General features: G+C 71.6%; 18 protein-coding genes. 8 read left to right on the forward strand and 10 right to left on the reverse strand.

Annotated features, from left to right (window positions below; genetic code table 11):
• Positions 1 to 21: 21 nt before the first annotated feature.
• Positions 22 to 420, forward strand: coding sequence for a VOC family protein (locus A4R43_RS08830; RefSeq protein ID WP_113691869.1), 399 nt, complete (start codon positions 22 to 24; stop codon positions 418 to 420).
• A gap of 33 nt (positions 421 to 453) precedes the next feature.
• On the forward strand, positions 454 to 849 hold the full coding sequence (locus A4R43_RS08835; RefSeq protein WP_205215280.1) for an NUDIX hydrolase: 396 nt from the start codon (positions 454 to 456) through the stop codon (positions 847 to 849).
• Here the strand turns inward: A4R43_RS08835 and A4R43_RS08840 are convergent.
• The 3 genes from A4R43_RS08840 to A4R43_RS08850 are packed head-to-tail and all read right to left on the reverse strand — an operon-like array spanning position 842 to position 2,901.
• Positions 842 to 2,047, reverse strand: a complete 1,206-nt coding sequence (locus A4R43_RS08840) for an RNA polymerase sigma factor (protein WP_113691871.1) — start codon at positions 2,045 to 2,047, stop codon at positions 842 to 844. The genes A4R43_RS08835 and A4R43_RS08840 overlap by 8 nt on opposite strands.
• Positions 2,047 to 2,391, reverse strand: a complete 345-nt coding sequence (locus A4R43_RS08845; RefSeq protein ID WP_113691872.1) for a YciI family protein — start codon at positions 2,389 to 2,391, stop codon at positions 2,047 to 2,049. Before A4R43_RS08845 ends, A4R43_RS08840 begins: the two co-directional genes overlap by 1 nt.
• A gap of 45 nt (positions 2,392 to 2,436) precedes the next feature.
• Positions 2,437 to 2,901, reverse strand: coding sequence for an Lrp/AsnC family transcriptional regulator (locus tag A4R43_RS08850; RefSeq protein WP_113691873.1), 465 nt, complete (start codon positions 2,899 to 2,901; stop codon positions 2,437 to 2,439).
• Positions 2,902 to 2,994: 93 nt separating this feature from the next.
• On the opposite strand from A4R43_RS08850, the gene A4R43_RS08855 reads away from it, so the two are divergent.
• Together A4R43_RS08855 and A4R43_RS08860 are read left to right on the forward strand one after the other, a co-directional pair.
• Positions 2,995 to 3,837 (forward strand): LLM class flavin-dependent oxidoreductase, encoded by an 843-nt coding sequence (locus A4R43_RS08855; protein ID WP_113691874.1) that lies wholly within the window; start codon positions 2,995 to 2,997, stop codon positions 3,835 to 3,837.
• Positions 3,834 to 4,250 (forward strand): nucleoside deaminase, encoded by a 417-nt coding sequence (locus A4R43_RS08860; RefSeq protein WP_113691875.1) that lies wholly within the window; start codon positions 3,834 to 3,836, stop codon positions 4,248 to 4,250. Before A4R43_RS08855 ends, A4R43_RS08860 begins: the two co-directional genes overlap by 4 nt.
• On the opposite strand, the gene A4R43_RS08865 is transcribed toward A4R43_RS08860, so the two are convergent.
• Genes A4R43_RS08865 through A4R43_RS08875 form a run of 3 tightly spaced genes read right to left on the reverse strand, consistent with a single transcriptional unit; the run spans position 4,244 to position 7,620 of the window.
• On the reverse strand, positions 4,244 to 5,386 hold the full coding sequence (locus A4R43_RS08865) for a glycosyltransferase (protein ID WP_113691876.1): 1,143 nt from the start codon (positions 5,384 to 5,386) through the stop codon (positions 4,244 to 4,246). The genes A4R43_RS08860 and A4R43_RS08865 overlap by 7 nt on opposite strands.
• 21 nt (positions 5,387 to 5,407) lie before the next feature.
• Positions 5,408 to 5,899 (reverse strand): hypothetical protein, encoded by a 492-nt coding sequence (locus tag A4R43_RS08870; RefSeq protein ID WP_113691877.1) that lies wholly within the window; start codon positions 5,897 to 5,899, stop codon positions 5,408 to 5,410.
• A complete protein-coding gene (locus A4R43_RS08875) occupies positions 5,896 to 7,620 on the reverse strand; it encodes a DEAD/DEAH box helicase (protein WP_236808854.1) in 1,725 nt (574 codons plus the stop codon). The genes A4R43_RS08870 and A4R43_RS08875 overlap by 4 nt, the downstream gene beginning before the upstream one ends.
• 164 nt (positions 7,621 to 7,784) lie before the next feature.
• Here A4R43_RS08875 and A4R43_RS08880 point away from each other — a divergent pair, with 164 nt between their 5' ends.
• Positions 7,785 to 8,276, forward strand: a complete 492-nt coding sequence (locus tag A4R43_RS08880; RefSeq protein WP_162788381.1) for a GNAT family N-acetyltransferase — start codon at positions 7,785 to 7,787, stop codon at positions 8,274 to 8,276.
• Here the strand turns inward: A4R43_RS08880 and A4R43_RS08885 are convergent, their stop codons facing one another.
• Genes A4R43_RS08885 through A4R43_RS08895 form a run of 3 tightly spaced genes read right to left on the reverse strand, consistent with a single transcriptional unit; the run spans position 8,277 to position 10,949 of the window.
• A complete protein-coding gene (locus tag A4R43_RS08885) occupies positions 8,277 to 9,401 on the reverse strand; it encodes an epoxide hydrolase family protein (protein ID WP_113691880.1) in 1,125 nt (374 codons plus the stop codon).
• Positions 9,402 to 9,430: 29 nt separating this feature from the next.
• On the reverse strand, positions 9,431 to 9,931 hold the full coding sequence (locus tag A4R43_RS08890) for a VOC family protein (protein ID WP_113691881.1): 501 nt from the start codon (positions 9,929 to 9,931) through the stop codon (positions 9,431 to 9,433).
• Between the two features lie 37 nt (positions 9,932 to 9,968).
• On the reverse strand, positions 9,969 to 10,949 hold the full coding sequence (locus tag A4R43_RS08895; protein ID WP_113691882.1) for an AraC family transcriptional regulator: 981 nt from the start codon (positions 10,947 to 10,949) through the stop codon (positions 9,969 to 9,971).
• Between the two features lie 145 nt (positions 10,950 to 11,094).
• On the opposite strand from A4R43_RS08895, the gene A4R43_RS08900 reads away from it, so the two are divergent.
• Together A4R43_RS08900 and A4R43_RS08905 are read left to right on the forward strand one after the other, a co-directional pair.
• The gene (locus A4R43_RS08900) at positions 11,095 to 11,979 is read left to right on the forward strand and encodes an NmrA family NAD(P)-binding protein (protein ID WP_113691883.1); all 885 of its coding nucleotides are present in this window, start codon (positions 11,095 to 11,097) and stop codon (positions 11,977 to 11,979) included.
• 36 nt (positions 11,980 to 12,015) lie between these two features.
• On the forward strand, positions 12,016 to 12,504 hold the full coding sequence (locus A4R43_RS08905; protein ID WP_113691884.1) for an anthrone oxygenase family protein: 489 nt from the start codon (positions 12,016 to 12,018) through the stop codon (positions 12,502 to 12,504).
• On the opposite strand, the gene A4R43_RS08910 is transcribed toward A4R43_RS08905, so the two are convergent.
• Complete coding sequence (locus A4R43_RS08910) at positions 12,486 to 13,256, reverse strand: alpha/beta fold hydrolase (protein ID WP_113691885.1); 771 nt, start codon at positions 13,254 to 13,256, stop codon at positions 12,486 to 12,488. The two genes, A4R43_RS08905 and A4R43_RS08910, sit on opposite strands and share 19 nt — an antisense overlap.
• 128 nt (positions 13,257 to 13,384) lie before the next feature.
• On the opposite strand from A4R43_RS08910, the gene A4R43_RS08915 reads away from it, so the two are divergent.
• Positions 13,385 to 13,939 carry a PadR family transcriptional regulator gene (locus tag A4R43_RS08915; protein WP_113691886.1) on the forward strand — a complete coding sequence of 185 codons (555 nt, stop codon included), beginning with the start codon at positions 13,385 to 13,387 and terminating at the stop codon, positions 13,937 to 13,939.
• The last annotated feature ends 48 nt before the right edge of the window (positions 13,940 to 13,987 follow it).

Genomic DNA, 13,987 nt, shown 5'->3' on the forward strand with positions numbered 1-13,987 from the left:
GGCAACCCCTGGAGAGAACCCATGGACTTCGTCTCGATCCGCATCATCACCGGCGATGTCGCCCGGCTGGTCGACTTCTACGAGCGCGCCACCGCGGTGCGCGCGGAGTGGGCCACCGAGGACTTCGCGGAACTCAGGACCGCCTCGGGCACCCTCGCGATCGCCAGCACGCGCACGGTCCCGCTGTTCGCGCCCGGCTCCGCCCACCCGGCCGACAATCGCAGCGTCATCCTCGAGTTCCTGGTCGAGGACGTGGACAGCGTGCACCGGAAGCTGACCGGCTTGGTGGCGGACTTCGTCGGCGAGCCCACCACGATGCCTTGGGGCAACCGCTCACTCCTGTTCCGCGATCCCGACGGAAACCTCGTCAACTTCTTCACCCCGGTCACCCCGGCCGCCGTGGCGAAGTTCGCTCGCTGACAAGCCCGGCGTGCCCCGCTACTGTCTCGCCGCGTGAGCATCGACAAGATCGCGTGGATCCATCTCCGCGACGGCAAGGTCCTGGGCGCGCGCTCCCGGGGCAAGGACACCTACTACCTGCCCGGCGGCAAGCGCGACCCCGGCGAGACCGACCTGCAGACGCTCACCCGCGAGGTCGAAGAGGAGCTGACGGTCACCATCGTGCCCGGCACGGTGGCCGAGGTCGGCACGTTCAGCGCGCAGGCCCACGGCAAGGCCGCCGGGGTCGAGGTGCGGATGACCTGCTACACCGCCGACTACGAGGGCACGCTGCGCGCCAACCAGGAGATCGAGGAGATCGGCTGGCTCACCTACGCCGACCGTGACCGCCTCTCCCCCGTGGGCCGCCTGGTCTTCGACCACCTGCACGAGGCGGGGTTGCTCAGCTGAGCGCCGCGCGGCGCTCGGTGAGCAGGCGGCGTTCGGCGGCGTTCTCCGCCAGCGGGATCGCCGCGTCGTAGGCCTCGGCGGCCTCGCGACGACGGCCGAGGCGGCACAGCAGGTCGGCGCGGACGGCGTGGAACAGGTAGTAGGCACCGAGGTCCAGTTCGTCCACAAGGGACAGTGCGGTGGCCGGGCCGGACAGCTCGGCCACCGCGATCGCCCGGTTCAGCGCCACCACCGGCCCCGGTGCGACGGCCAGCAGCTGGTCGTAGAGCTGGACTACCTGCGCCCAGTCGGTGGCCGCGGCCGTCGGCGCGTCGCTGTGCACGGCGTTGATCGCGGCCTGGAGCTGGTACGGGCCGGGCCGGTTGCGGCGCAGGCACCGGCGCACCAGCTCCTGTCCCTCGGTGATCAGCGCGCGGTCCCAGCGGGTGCGGTCCTGGTCGGCCAGCAGCACCAGTTCGCCGTCGGCGGTGGTGCGCGCGGCCCGGCGGGACTCGGTCAGCAGCATCAGCGCGAGCAGGCCCAGCACCTCGGGCTCGTCCGGCATCAGCCCGGCCAGCAGCCTGCCCAGCCGCACGGCTTCGGCACACAGGTCCTCGCGCACCAGCCGGTCGCCGGAGCTGGCGGCGTAGCCCTCGTTGAAGATCAGGTAGACCACGGTGAGCACGGCTCGCAGGCGGCCGGGCAGGTCGGCCTCGTGCGGCACCCGGTACGGGATGCCCGCCTTGCGGATCTTGCCCTTGGCCCGGACCAGCCGCTGCGCCATGGTCGGCTCGGGCACCAGGAAGGCGTGGGCGATCTCGGCGGTGGTCAGCCCGCCGAGCAGGCGCAGTGTGAGCGCCACCTGCGCGGGCACCGCCAGCGACGGGTGGCAGCAGGTGAAGATCAGGCGGAGCCGGTCGTCGCGCACGGCGCCCTCCTCGGGTTCTTCGGTCCTGGCGTGCAGCAGGGCGGCTTCGGCGTGCCGGTCGGCGCGGGTGGCTTCGCGGCGGAGCCGGTCGATGCCGCGGTTGCGCGCGGTGGTGATGATCCAGCCCGCCGGGCTCGGCGGGAGCCCAGCGGACGGCCAGCGGCGCACGGCCTCGCCGAACGCGTCCTGGACCGCCTCCTCGGCGAGGTCGATGTCGCCGAAAACGCGGACCAGGACCGCGACGGCGCGGCCGTACTCCTCGCGGAAGACGCGGTCGATCTCGGCGCGCATCAGGAGTCGTGGAACGGGCGGACCTCGATCGACAGGCCCAGCGCCCTGGTCACCTTCCCGGCCCAGGCCAGCGCCTCGTCGAGGTCGGCGGCCCGGATCACGGTGAAGCCGCCGACGAACTCCTTGCCTTCGATGTAGGGCCCGTCGGTGACGATCACCTCGCCGCCGTCGGCGCGGACCACCGACGAGGCCTCGGGCCCGTGCAGCCCGCCGGCGAACACCCAGGCCCCGGCGGCGCGCATCTCGTCGTTGACCGCGTTGAGCTCACGCATGATCGGCTCCAGCACCTCCGGGGGTGGCGGGTCGCCGACGGGCTGCTGGATGTTGAGCAGGTACTGCTTCATGGTGTGCCTCCTCAGGCTCGGTTCTCACCCCCTACACGAACGGGATCAGTCCGGATCGACAGCCGGCGGCGCCTGAGGTCCGCGGAACGGCAGCGTCTGGCGGTAGACCACGTTCGTGGTGGTGCTGCCGAACTGCGCCAGCTCGTCCATCAGCCGTTCCAGCTGGCTCATCGAAGCGGCGGCGACCTTGAGCGTGTAGCAGTCGTCGCCGGTGGTGCGCAGGCATTCGAGGATCTCCAGGCGCTCGGCGAGCAGCTTGTGCAGCGGGCCGTGCCTGCTGCCCGGGTACTTCAGCCGGACCACGGCCAGCACCGGGTACCCGGCCTTGCCGAGGTCGACGGTGGCGCGGTAGCCGGTGATCACGCCCGCCGCCTCGAGCCGCTTGACGCGTTCGGTGGCCGCCGAGGCGCTGAGGCTGACCCGCTTGCCCAGTTCGGTGAGCGGGAGGCGGCCGTCCCGCTGGAGCTCGACCAGGATGGCCCAGTCGGTCGCGTCGAGATTCTCGGTCATCGGCCGAAGATACCGGCAGATCCACGGCGATCCGCCGGATACACCGGGAGCGGTCCCTTCCCCGATCCTGGTCCGGCTCCTAGCCTGTGACCTGTGCGAATAGGTGTCAACGTCCCCAATTTCGGCCCGGGCACCGACCCGGGAAAGCTGCGCGGCTGGGCGCAGGTGGTCGAAGGGCTCGGCTACGACCTGCTGATGGTCTCCGACCACCTGGTGCTCACGCCCGACGTGGCCGAGCAGTACCCGCCGCCGTTCTACGAGCCGTTCACCACGCTGTCGTGGCTGGCCGGGCAGACCGGGCTGCGGCTGGGCACCACCGTGCTGCTCGCGCCCTACCGGCACCCGCTGCTCACCGCCCGGATGGCCGCCAACCTCAACGAGTTCTGCGGCGGGCGGCTGGTGCTGGGCATGGCCGTGGGCTGGGCGCGGCAGGAGTTCGAGGCGCTGGGCGTGCGGTACGAGCGGCGCGGGAAGCTGACCGACGAGTACCTGCGGGCGATGCGGGCGGCGTGGGAGGACAAGGACGACTACCGCACCGAGCAGATCCCGATCTGGATCGGCGGCAACAGCGATCCCGCGATCCGGCGGGCCGCGCGCCTCGGTGACGCCTGGCATCCGCTGCGCAACACGGTGCCGTGGCTGCGTGACAGGCTCGGCAGGCTGCGTGAGGCGGCCGCCGCGGAAGGCCGTCCGATGCCCGCGTTCGCCCCGCGGATCATCCTCCGCCTGACCGAGTCGCCGGTCGACGAGCCCGGCAGGCTCGCCGGGGAGGGCACGATCGAGCAGATCACCGCCGATCTGCGTGAGCTGGAGCGGCTCGGTGCCGAGACGGTGGTGCTCGACCCGTTCGGCGGTGATCCGGAGGAAACCCGCCACCCGCAAATCGCCTGGCACGCACTCGCGGCCGTGGCCGACAACTGGGAGCTGACCCGATGATCGACGACACCCTGCTGCGCCGGGCCATCGCGCTGGCGGCCAAGGCCCGCGCGGGCGGCAATCCGCCGTTCGGCTCGCTGCTGGCCGGGCCCGATGGCACGGTGCTCGCCGAGGACCACAACACCTCGCTCACCGACAACGACATCACGGCCCACCCGGAGCTGAAGCTGGCGCGGTGGGCGGCCCAGCACCTGGACGCGGAAACCGCGGCGGCGACCACGATGTACACCAGCTGCCAGCCGTGTGGCATGTGCACCGGCGCGATCCAGCGGTCCGGGCTCGGGCGGGTGGTCTACGCACTGTCGACCGAGCAGCTGCTCGGCCTCAAGCCCGGTGGTGACTTCCCGCCCGTGCCGCTGGAGGGTCCCGCGCTCTACGACGAGGCCCGCGTGCCCGTCGAGGGTTACTACTGACCCCGCACCAGGTCTTCGAGCAAGCGGACGGCGTGGCCGGCGCCCGGCAGCGCGGTGATCTCCTCGCGCATCCGGGCGGCGGCTTCGCGATAGCTGTTGTCCCGCAGCACTTCCTGGGTCGCGGCGCCGATTTCGCCGGCGGTCGCGGTGAGCGCGTCGAGCACGCGGGCCACCCCGAGTTCGGCGCAGCGTTCGGCGTTGTGCGGCTGGTCGGCGCCCATCGGGAGCAGCACCATCGGCAGGCCGTGGGCGAGTGCGCCGAGCACGCTGCCCGAGCCGCCGTGTGACACCATCGCCGCGCACCAGGGCAGCAGGCTCGCCTGCGGCACGTACTGCTCGATGCGCACGGATTCCGGCTGCGGCCCGAACTCGGCGGGATCGATGTGCGGGCCGACGGTCATCACCAGGTTGACCGGCAGTGCGCGGAGGCCGGTGAGCACGCGCTGGAACAGGTCGCCGGATTCGGTGTTGAAAACGGTCCCGAGCGTGAAGTACACGGTGGGCGCGTCGGTGCGCAGCCAGCCGGGTGCGGCCACGTCCGGCACGACCGGGTCGAGCGTGAGCGAGTGCGCGGTGGCGGGCAGCGGGAAGTCCGGGTTGCGGTAGCTGGGCGGGAACGGCGAGAGCACCAGGTGCCTGCCCAGCATCGCCATCCCGGGATCGGGCGGGAGCCCGTGCCGTGCCCGCAGTTCGTTGAGCGGCTCGCCGACCAGGTCGGGGCGGATCAGCGAGCCCGCGGCGATCACCAGCACGGTGGCGTGCGGCAGGCCCAGCGCCTCCGCGGCGACCACGGCGCCGAAGTCCGCCTCGTCGCACACCACCAGGTCGGCGCGCCATTCCCGGCACAGTTCGAGGATGCGCGGGCACCGCTCCCCCGCGACCTTCCTGGCGTAGCCCTCGCGCAGGGCGAGTTCCTCGCGCTGGAGGTCGATCGCGGCCAGCGGCTGCCGTTCGCGGGCGCCGAAGGTGTCGCCGCCGGTGCCGAAGGCGGTGAACCCGGCGGCCCGCACGGTGTCGAGCATGACCTCCTGCCCGGCGAAGGCGACCTGGTGCCCGGCGGCTTCGGCGGCACGGGCGATGGGTGCGAGCGGATTGAAGTGGCCGGTGCCCCCGGCGAAGGTGAACAGGATGCGCACCGGCTCGATCCTGGCAGAGGCTCAGCCGTAGAAGGTGGCCGGATCGAGCAGGCCGAGCGGGATGCGGGTGGCGTTGCGTGCCGGGGCCGTGGTGGTCAGGCCGCGCAGCACCAGCGCCAGGCGCGGGCGTTCGTCCAGCCGCCGCGCGACCTCGTAGAAGGTGGCCAGCGCGTGCAGGCAGGGGTTCCGGCGCTGCGTGCAGTCGCAGTCCGCGCGGATCTCCCCCATGGGTGGCAGGTCGGCGTGGGCGGCGTCGGGCAGGTCGTCGCCGTGCAGCTTCTCGCTTGCCGAGTGGAGGATGTTGTTGTCCCACAACGGAACGCTGAGGCGCACGTGGTGCCCGTCGACCGTGGCGGTGACGGTTCCCGGTGCCAGTGCGACCTCGTGCACCTGCTCGCGCCGCGCCAGCGAACGCGCTTTGGGCAGGCGTGAGTCCGGGCGGGTCACCGAGGTCGGCTCGGCCAGGCGCACCCAGTCGCGGCCCCAGGCGGTGGTGCCGAATTCGCCGTTCACCGGCGCGCTCCCGGTTCCAGGACCTCGCGCAGGCGTTCGTCGGAGAGCTTGGCCAGGTCGTTTTCGATGGTGCGTGTTTCCCCGGTGGCGATCCCGGCCAGGTCGCGTTTCCCGGCGTGCAGCTCGGCGATCGTCTCCTCCAGCGTGCGTTCGGTGAGCAGCGTGTGCACGGTGACCGCGCGGGTCTGGCCGATGCGGTGGGCGCGGTCGCTGGCCTGGTCCTCGACCGCCGGGTTCCACCACCGGTCGTAGTGCACCACGTGCGTGGCGCGGGTCAGGTTGAGGCCGAACCCGGCCGCGCGCAGGCTCAGCACCAGCACCGGCGGGCTGTCGTCGTCCTCCTGGAACTGGTGGATCAGCCGTTCCCGCGCGGCGATGGACAGCCCGCCGTGCAGGAACGGCGCGCCGAGGTGCCGGGCCAGCATTTCCCCGGTTTCGCGGTACTGGGTGAACACCAGCGCGCGGTCGCCGTTGTCCGCGATCTCGGTGAGCATCTCGGTGACGCGGTCGAGCTTGCCGGACCGGCCGCCGAGCTGGCCGGCGCCCGGTTCGGGGTGGTTGCAGAGCTGCTTGAGCCGGGTGAGCAGGGCCAGGATCCGGCCGCGTCGCTCGATGCCGGAGCCGAGCCCGCTGCCGAAGGCGCTGTCCATGGCGGCGCGGTAGAGCCGTTCCTGCTCGGCGGTCAGCTGGCAGACCACGGTGACCTCCAGCTTGGGCGGCAGTTCCGGGGCGACGTCGCGCTTGCGGCGGCGCAGGATGTGCGGCCCGACGATCTCGTGCAGGCGCGCCGCGGCCGCGTCGGACCGCCGCTGTTCCACCGCGGTGGCGAACCGGCGGCGGAACCGGGCGCGCGTGCCGAGCAGGCCGGGATTGGTGAACGCGAGCAGCGACCACAGCTCGTCGAGCCGGTTCTCCACCGGGGTGCCGGTCATCGCGACGCGCAGCCGGGCGTCGAGCGTGCGCGCGGCTCGCGCGGTCTGCGAGTCGGGGTTCTTGATCTGCTGTGCTTCGTCGAGCACCACCACGTCCCACGCAGTCGCGGCGAACCGCTCGGCGTCGGCGCGCAGCTTGCCGTAGCTGGTCAGCTCGACGGAGGTGAGGCCGGGCGCGAACCGGGCGAGTTCGCGTGTCCAGTTGCCCAGCAGGGAGGTCGGGCAGACCACCAGGTGCGGCCCGCCAGGACGGGCGGCGAGGAGCGCGATGGCCTGCACGGTCTTGCCGAGCCCCATTTCGTCGGCAAGCACACCGCCGCCGTCGGCCCCTTGCAACCAGGCGACCCCGGCCCGCTGGTAGGGCCGCAGCACGATGCCACCCGCCGTGGCCCCGGCGGCACCTCCGCCAACGCTGCCACCCGGTCTGCCGCTGCCGCCACCGCAGCCAGCGGTACTGCCACCGGCACCGCCGCTGCTACCGCTGCCGCCGAGATTGTCGCTGCCGATGGTGCGCCGCGCGGCTTCGATGGTGGCGCGTGCCGACCAGATGGTGGTGCCGTCCAGGCCGAGCGCAGCGTGCCCGGCGGTCGGCAGCTCCGGTTCGTCCACCGGCACACCGCGGCGCAACGCGGAGGCGATCCGGGACCACGCGTGCACCGAGGCCCCGGCGTCGGCGGGTGCCGACCACTCGGCCAGTGCGCTGATCGCCGGTTCCGGTTCGACCAGGATCGCGGGAACCTCGGCGGGCACCACCTCACCCGCCACCGGGAGCGCGACCCGCAGGCTCACCGGTTCCCCGCCGGGCAACCCGGCCGAAGACGCATCGGCCGCGGGATTGTCAACCCCCCACCAGGCGAATTTTTCCGCTTCCACCACAAAACAGGCTTGAAGCCGCCCTGGCAGTACTAGGGTCATCGATCGATCAGCTTACTGAACCGACGACCGGAGCGCCCGTGCCCGCTGAAATCGCCTTCCGGTCGTGGACGGCCGACGACGCCGACTGGTACGTCCGCCAGGTCACCGACCCCGGAATCCTGCGCTACACCACCGAGCGCGCCACGCTGACCGCCGGGCAGTTCCGCGAAGCACTGGACCGGCTCGACAACTCCGACGACGAGCTCGGTTTTGTCGCGGTGGACGCCGAAACCGGGCAACGCCTGGCCAATTTCGCCGCGCTGCGCAACGGCAGCACCGCGGTGGTCAGCTACTGGGTCGCCGCCGGCGCCCGCGGTCGCGGGGTGGCGACGCGGGGGCTGCGGGAGCTGTGCACCCGCGCCCTGGACCAGTGGCCGATCACCGAACTGCGGCTGTACACCCACGCGGAGAACCTCGCTTCGCAGCGGGTCGCCGAGAACGCGGGCTTCCAGCCGCTGGCGGACATGCCCACCGTGCGGGAGGTCTACGGCGTGGTGTGGCCGGTCCGCTGGTTCGAGCGGGCCCGGTGATCATCGCAGGCCCCGGAAGAACGCGCGGAGGTCGCCGGTGAGCAGGTCCGGCACCTGCAGCGCGGCGAAGTGACCGCCGCGGTCGAACTCGGTGAAGTGCACGACCCGGTGCTCGCGTTCGGCGAACCGGCGGATGGTGGCGTCGCCGGGGAACACCGCGATCCCGGTCGGCACCGGGCAGAACGGCTTGTCCGGCGCCCAGTTCGCGGCGCCTTCGCGGTAGAGGCGCGCGGAGGAACCAGCGGTGCCGGTGAGCCAGGTGATGGTGACCATGGTGAGGATCCGGTCCGCGCTGATGCCGCCGACGTCGTCACCGTAGGCGTCGAACCATTCGGTGTCCCAGGCGAGCAGGCCGGTCGGTGAGTCGACCAGGCCGTAGGCCAGGGTCTGCGGCCTGGTGGCCTGAATCTGCGCGTAACCGGTCCGCTCACCGTCCCAATTGGACAGTCCGTCGGCGACCTGCCGTTCGTGTTCGGTCAGGCCGTCGATGTCGTTGTCGGGGAAGGCGACAAACGCGTTGAGGTGCAGGCCCATCACGTGCTCGCCGTCGAGGCGCGCCAGTTCCGGGGAGATCCGCGCACCCCAGTCGCCGCCGTGCGCGCCGTAGCGGTGGTAGCCGAGGCGTCGCATCAGCTCGGCCCACGCCCGCGCGATGCGGGTGACGTCCCAGCCGGTTTCGGTGGTGGGCCCGGAAAAGCCGTATCCGGGGATCGACGGCACCACCACGTGGAAGGCGTCGGCGGGATCACCGCCGTGCGCGCGGGGATCGGTCAGCGGGCCGATCAGCTCGGCGAACTCGGCGCCCGAGGCGGGCCAGCCGTGGGTCAGCAGCAGCGGCAGCGCGCCGGGTTCCGGGGACCGGACGTGGAAGAAGTGCACGCGCTGGCCGTCGATGGTGGTGGTGAACTGGTCGAACCGGTTGAGTTCGCGTTCGTGCCGCCGCCAGTCGTACCCGGTCCGCCAGTACTCGGCGAGTTCGGTGAGCCTCTCCAGCGGCACGCCGTACGTCCAGCCGGTGCCGGGCAGCTGGTCGGGCAGGCGCGCGGCCGCCAGCCTGGCCCGGAGGTCGTCCAGCGCGGCCTCCGGGACGTCGATGCGGAACGGGTGTGGCTGGGTGTCGGTCATGGCGGCAAGCTAGGACCGAACGCGGGCGATCACCTTCCGCGTTCGGCGAGGTTCGCGCTCTGCAGGTACTCCATCGCCGCCACCCATTCCGGGTCGGCGGCGCGGCGCTCGAGCTCGGCCGGGTCCACGTCCTCCACGCGGGTGTGCACCCACCAGAGATTGCCGAACGGGTCGAGCACCCGGCACACCCGGTCGCCGAAGGGCGCGGTGGTCGGCCGGGTGAACGACCGCCCGCCCGCCGCGAGCGCGCGCTCGTAGGTGGCGTCGCAGTCGGCCACGTACAGGCGCAGGAACGCGGGCGTGTCCGGCCAGTCGGGCCGCTTGTCGAAGGCCATCACGATGGCGTCGCCGATTTTGAACTCGGCGTGCCCGATGTAGCCGTGCTCGTCGGCGACGCGGAACAACTCCTCGGCACCGAAGGCCGCGGTGGCGAACTCGATCAGCTTGCCGGTGTCGGGCGAGATGATCCACGGGGTGACGGCGGTGTACCCGGCGGGAACCCCGTTCACGGCGGCGGTCTTGCTGGTCATGGCTGCGCTCCTCGGTGTCGTTCGGACTGACACCAAGCTAGAAGGCAAGTAGGTCAGCTTCGGTCCTACTTGGTCCGCGATTGCGCACCGATCCCGGCGACACCCCGACCACGCGCTTGAACGCCCGGCTGAACGCCGCCTCGGACTGGTAGCCGAGCTTGCCCGCCAGTTCGGCGACGGTGGCTCCCTCCTCACGCAGGCTGGTCAGCGCGACGTTCATCCGCCACCGCGTCACGTAGTGCATCGCCGGTTCGCCGACCAGCTCGGTGAAGCGCGCGGCGAACGCCGAGCGCGACATGGCCAGCTCGTCGGCCAGCGACGCCACGGTCCAGTCGCGCGCGGCGTCGCGGTGGATCAGCGAGATGGCGCGCCCGATCTGCCGGTCCTGCAGGGCGCCGAGCCAGCCGGTGCGCGCCACCGGATCGGTCTCCATCCATGACCGGATCGCCTGGATGACCAGGATGTCCGACAGCCGCGTGATCACCGTTTCCCCGCCGGGGCGCGGCTGGGCGGCCTCGGCGATCATCAACCGGAGGCTGCTCTGCAGCCATTCGCCGTGCGGTGAGTCGGCGGCGGCCACGTGGATCAGCCGGGGCAGCAGTTCGAGCAGCTTCGCCGCGGCCGGGTGGTCGAACCGGACCGCACCGCAGATGATGCCGCCGACCGTGCCACCACCACCGTGCCGCAGGACGGCGTACCGGTCGCTGACGTACTCGTGCGGCAGCTTCTCGATCGCCGACGGCGGCAGCGCGGCGTCGGTCCAGAGCGTGTGCCCGCGGCCGTGCGGGACCAGCGCGAGGTCGCCGGGGCGCAGTTCGCGTGGCTCGGCGCCTTCGACGCCCAGCGTGCAGCTGCCCGTGGTCACGACGTGGAACCACAGGCAGTCGCGGATCGCCGGGATCGCCACGTGCCAGGGATCGCTGAGTTCGGACCGGCAGTAGAACGCACCGCTCATCCGCAGGAAGTGCAGTGCTTCGCCGAGTGGATCCGCCGGCGCCGGAATGTCGCCCGTCTTCATGGTTGCCGAGTATGCGGCCTGCGATAACCGTCCGTCCACGGCGCCTGGACGAACGAGCAGGAAACCGCGATGCACGGTCATGGTTTGTCCAGCCGAACCGCTCCATAGTTGGACGCACAGCAAAGAACCCATCCAGGAGGACACCATGACGATCACCGTGCTGGGCGCGACCGGGAACACCGGCGGCAAGGTCACCGAACTGCTGCTGGCGGCAGGCGAGCCGGTGCGGGCCGTGGGCCGTTCCGCGGAGAAGCTGGCGCCGCTGCGGGCCGCCGGTGCCGAGCCGGCCGTTGGCGACGCGGCGGACCCGGACTTCCTCACCGAGGCTTTCCGGGGTGCGGACGCGGCGTACACGCTGTTGCACACCTCCCCGGAGGTCGAGGACTACCACGCCGAGCAGGACCGCAAGGGCGAGGCGATCGTCGAGGCGATCCGCCGGACCGGCGTGCCGCATGTTGTCGCGCTGAGCAGTGTGGGCGCGGACCGGCCGTCGGGCACCGGCTTCATCACCAGCCTGCACACCCAGGAACGGCGCCTGCGTTCGCTGGAAAACACCAGCGTGCTGTTGTTGCGGCCGGGGTCGTTCTTCGAGAACTTCCACGCCGCGCTCGGGCTGATCAAGACGGCCGGGATCAACGCCGACTCGGTGGCGCCGGAGGCGAAGATCCCGATGATCGCCGCCCGCGACATCGCCGAGGTCGCCGCCGAAGCCCTGCGCAAGCGGGACTGGGCCGGAGTGGTGGTGCGGGAACTGCTCGGCGAGCGCGACCTGAGCTACGCCGAGGCGACCCGGATCCTCGGCGAGGCGCTCGGTATGCCCGAACTGCCGTACGTGCCGATGCCCGCCGCGGAAATGGCCGAAACCCTGCGGCAGGCGGGTTTTTCGGCGAACGCGGCACGCCTGCACGTGGAGATGACGGCCGCGTTCAGCGACGGCACGGTCTCCGCCACGCGCACTACCGGGAACACCACCGCGACCCGGTTCGAGGAGTTCGTGCCCGAACTCGCCCACGCCTACCGCCGACTGTGAAATTCTCCTTTCCCAGCGCCCTCCGAGGAGCCCACCATGCCTGACGCCCTGATTTCCGGACTCACCCTGGCCGCCGCCGTCGGCGCGGGCCTCAACGGTGGCCTGTTCTTCGTCTTCTCCACGTTCATGATGCGGGTGCTGGGCACGCTGCCACCGGCCCAGGGCATCACCGCGATGCAGGGGGTCAACCGGCGGATCCTCAACCCGCTGTTCGGCCTGGTTTTCGGTGGCACCACGGTGATCTGCCTGTTCCTGGTGGTGGTCACGCCGTTCTCCGCGCAGGCGGGCGGCGGGTGGCGGCTCGGCGGCGCGCTGCTGCTGGTGCTCGGCATGTTCGCCGTCACCAGCGTGTTCAACGTGCCGCTGAACAACGCGCTGGACGCGGTGGACGCCCAGAGCGCGGAGGGCACGACCTTCTGGCGGGAGCGTTACCTGCCCCGCTGGACCGCGTGGAATCATCTGCGCACCTTCGCCTGCACCGGGGCCGCCGTAACGCTGACCATCGCCTACGGCGCCAGTGCCTGAGCACGCCGGATCGGGATCAGCGTCGGCTTCGGCTCGGTGGTGAGGAACCGGGTGACCACCGCCGTGGTCAGCTCGGGCTGGTCGTGCAGGATCGCGTGGGACGCGCCGGGGATCACCGCCAGCTGGGCCTCGCGCAGTCCCCGGTACAGGGCCAGGGTGTGCTCGGCGTGGACCAGGTCGTCGTCCGCGGCGGCGACCAGCGTCTGGCACTCGATCCGGCCCAGGTCCTCGGCGGTGCGGGACGGGTCGGGATTGGCCGGGTCGGTCAGTTTCCGGAACACCACAGGGAAGTGCTCCGCGCCGTCCGGGGACACCTCGGCGTAGTGGTCGATCACCTCCTGCGGCATCTCGCCGTCGGGATCGGGCTGCATCATGAACCCGTCGGCGGCGAACGCGGAGCTGATCAGCACCAGCCCGCTGACCAGCTCGGGGCGCCGCAGGGCGGTCAGCAGCGCGATGAACCCGCCGTCGCTGTAGCCGACCAGCCGCGCCGGGCCGCGCACCACCTGCTCCAGGAAGGCGATGGTGTCCTCGGTCATCCGCTGGTGCGTGATCGAGCCGGGCGCGTCGGCGGTGCGCCCGTGGCCGCGGCGGTCGAACCGGTGGACGCGGAAGTGCTCGTTGAGCGCGTCCAGGTTGCCGGTGAACTCGCGGCTGTCGCTGAAACCGCCGTGCAGCAGCACCACCGGCTCGCCCTCGCCGCGCACGTCGAACCAGGTCCGCGTGCCGTTCAAAGCTGTGTACTCCCCCATGGGATCCCCTTCGTCGAAGTGGTTTGGTCACCCTCACGACGAACTGAAGCACCCCGCACCGACAGTTCCGGATCGAACGGCGCCGGGGACGCTGAGTAATCTGTGCGCATGAGCGGGCGGAACGGCTGATGGCGGGGACCACGCGGCTGCTGGTGCTCGGCGCGCTCCGCGAAACCGGCCCGGTGCACGGCTACGACCTGCGCCGCGAGCTGCTGTCGTGGGGTGCGGACGAATGGGCCAACGTCGCGCCGGGCTCGATCTACAACGCGCTGAAGTCCCTCGAGAAGGAGGAGCTGGTCGAGGTCGTCGCGACCGACCGGCAGGGCGCGCGCCCCGAGCGCACCACCTACCGGCTCACCGACGCCGGCGAGAAGGAGTTCCAGCGGCTGCTGCGGGAGAACCTGTGGGACACCCGCGTGCCGAACCATCCGCTGCTGGTGGGCCTGGCGTTCTTCCCGCACCTGCCGGCGGACGAGCTGGCCCCAGCGATGCGGCAGCGCGCGGAGGACCTGCGCGCGCGGGCGGAGTCGATCCGCGCCGGGGTCCGCTCGATCCTGGCGGGCGGGCCCATTCCGCGTCATGTCGCCGAGAGCTACCGGTTCGAGGCCGCCCAGCTCGACGGTGAAGCCACCTGGGCCGCGGAGTTCGCCGACCGCCTGGAAAACGGCGACTACCAGGACTAGACGCCACCACGAAGAACACGACCGTGGACACTTGACCTCGTATAGTCA

The sequence above is a fragment of the Amycolatopsis albispora genome, from assembly GCF_003312875.1.
Taxonomy (GTDB): domain Bacteria; phylum Actinomycetota; class Actinomycetes; order Mycobacteriales; family Pseudonocardiaceae; genus Amycolatopsis; species Amycolatopsis albispora.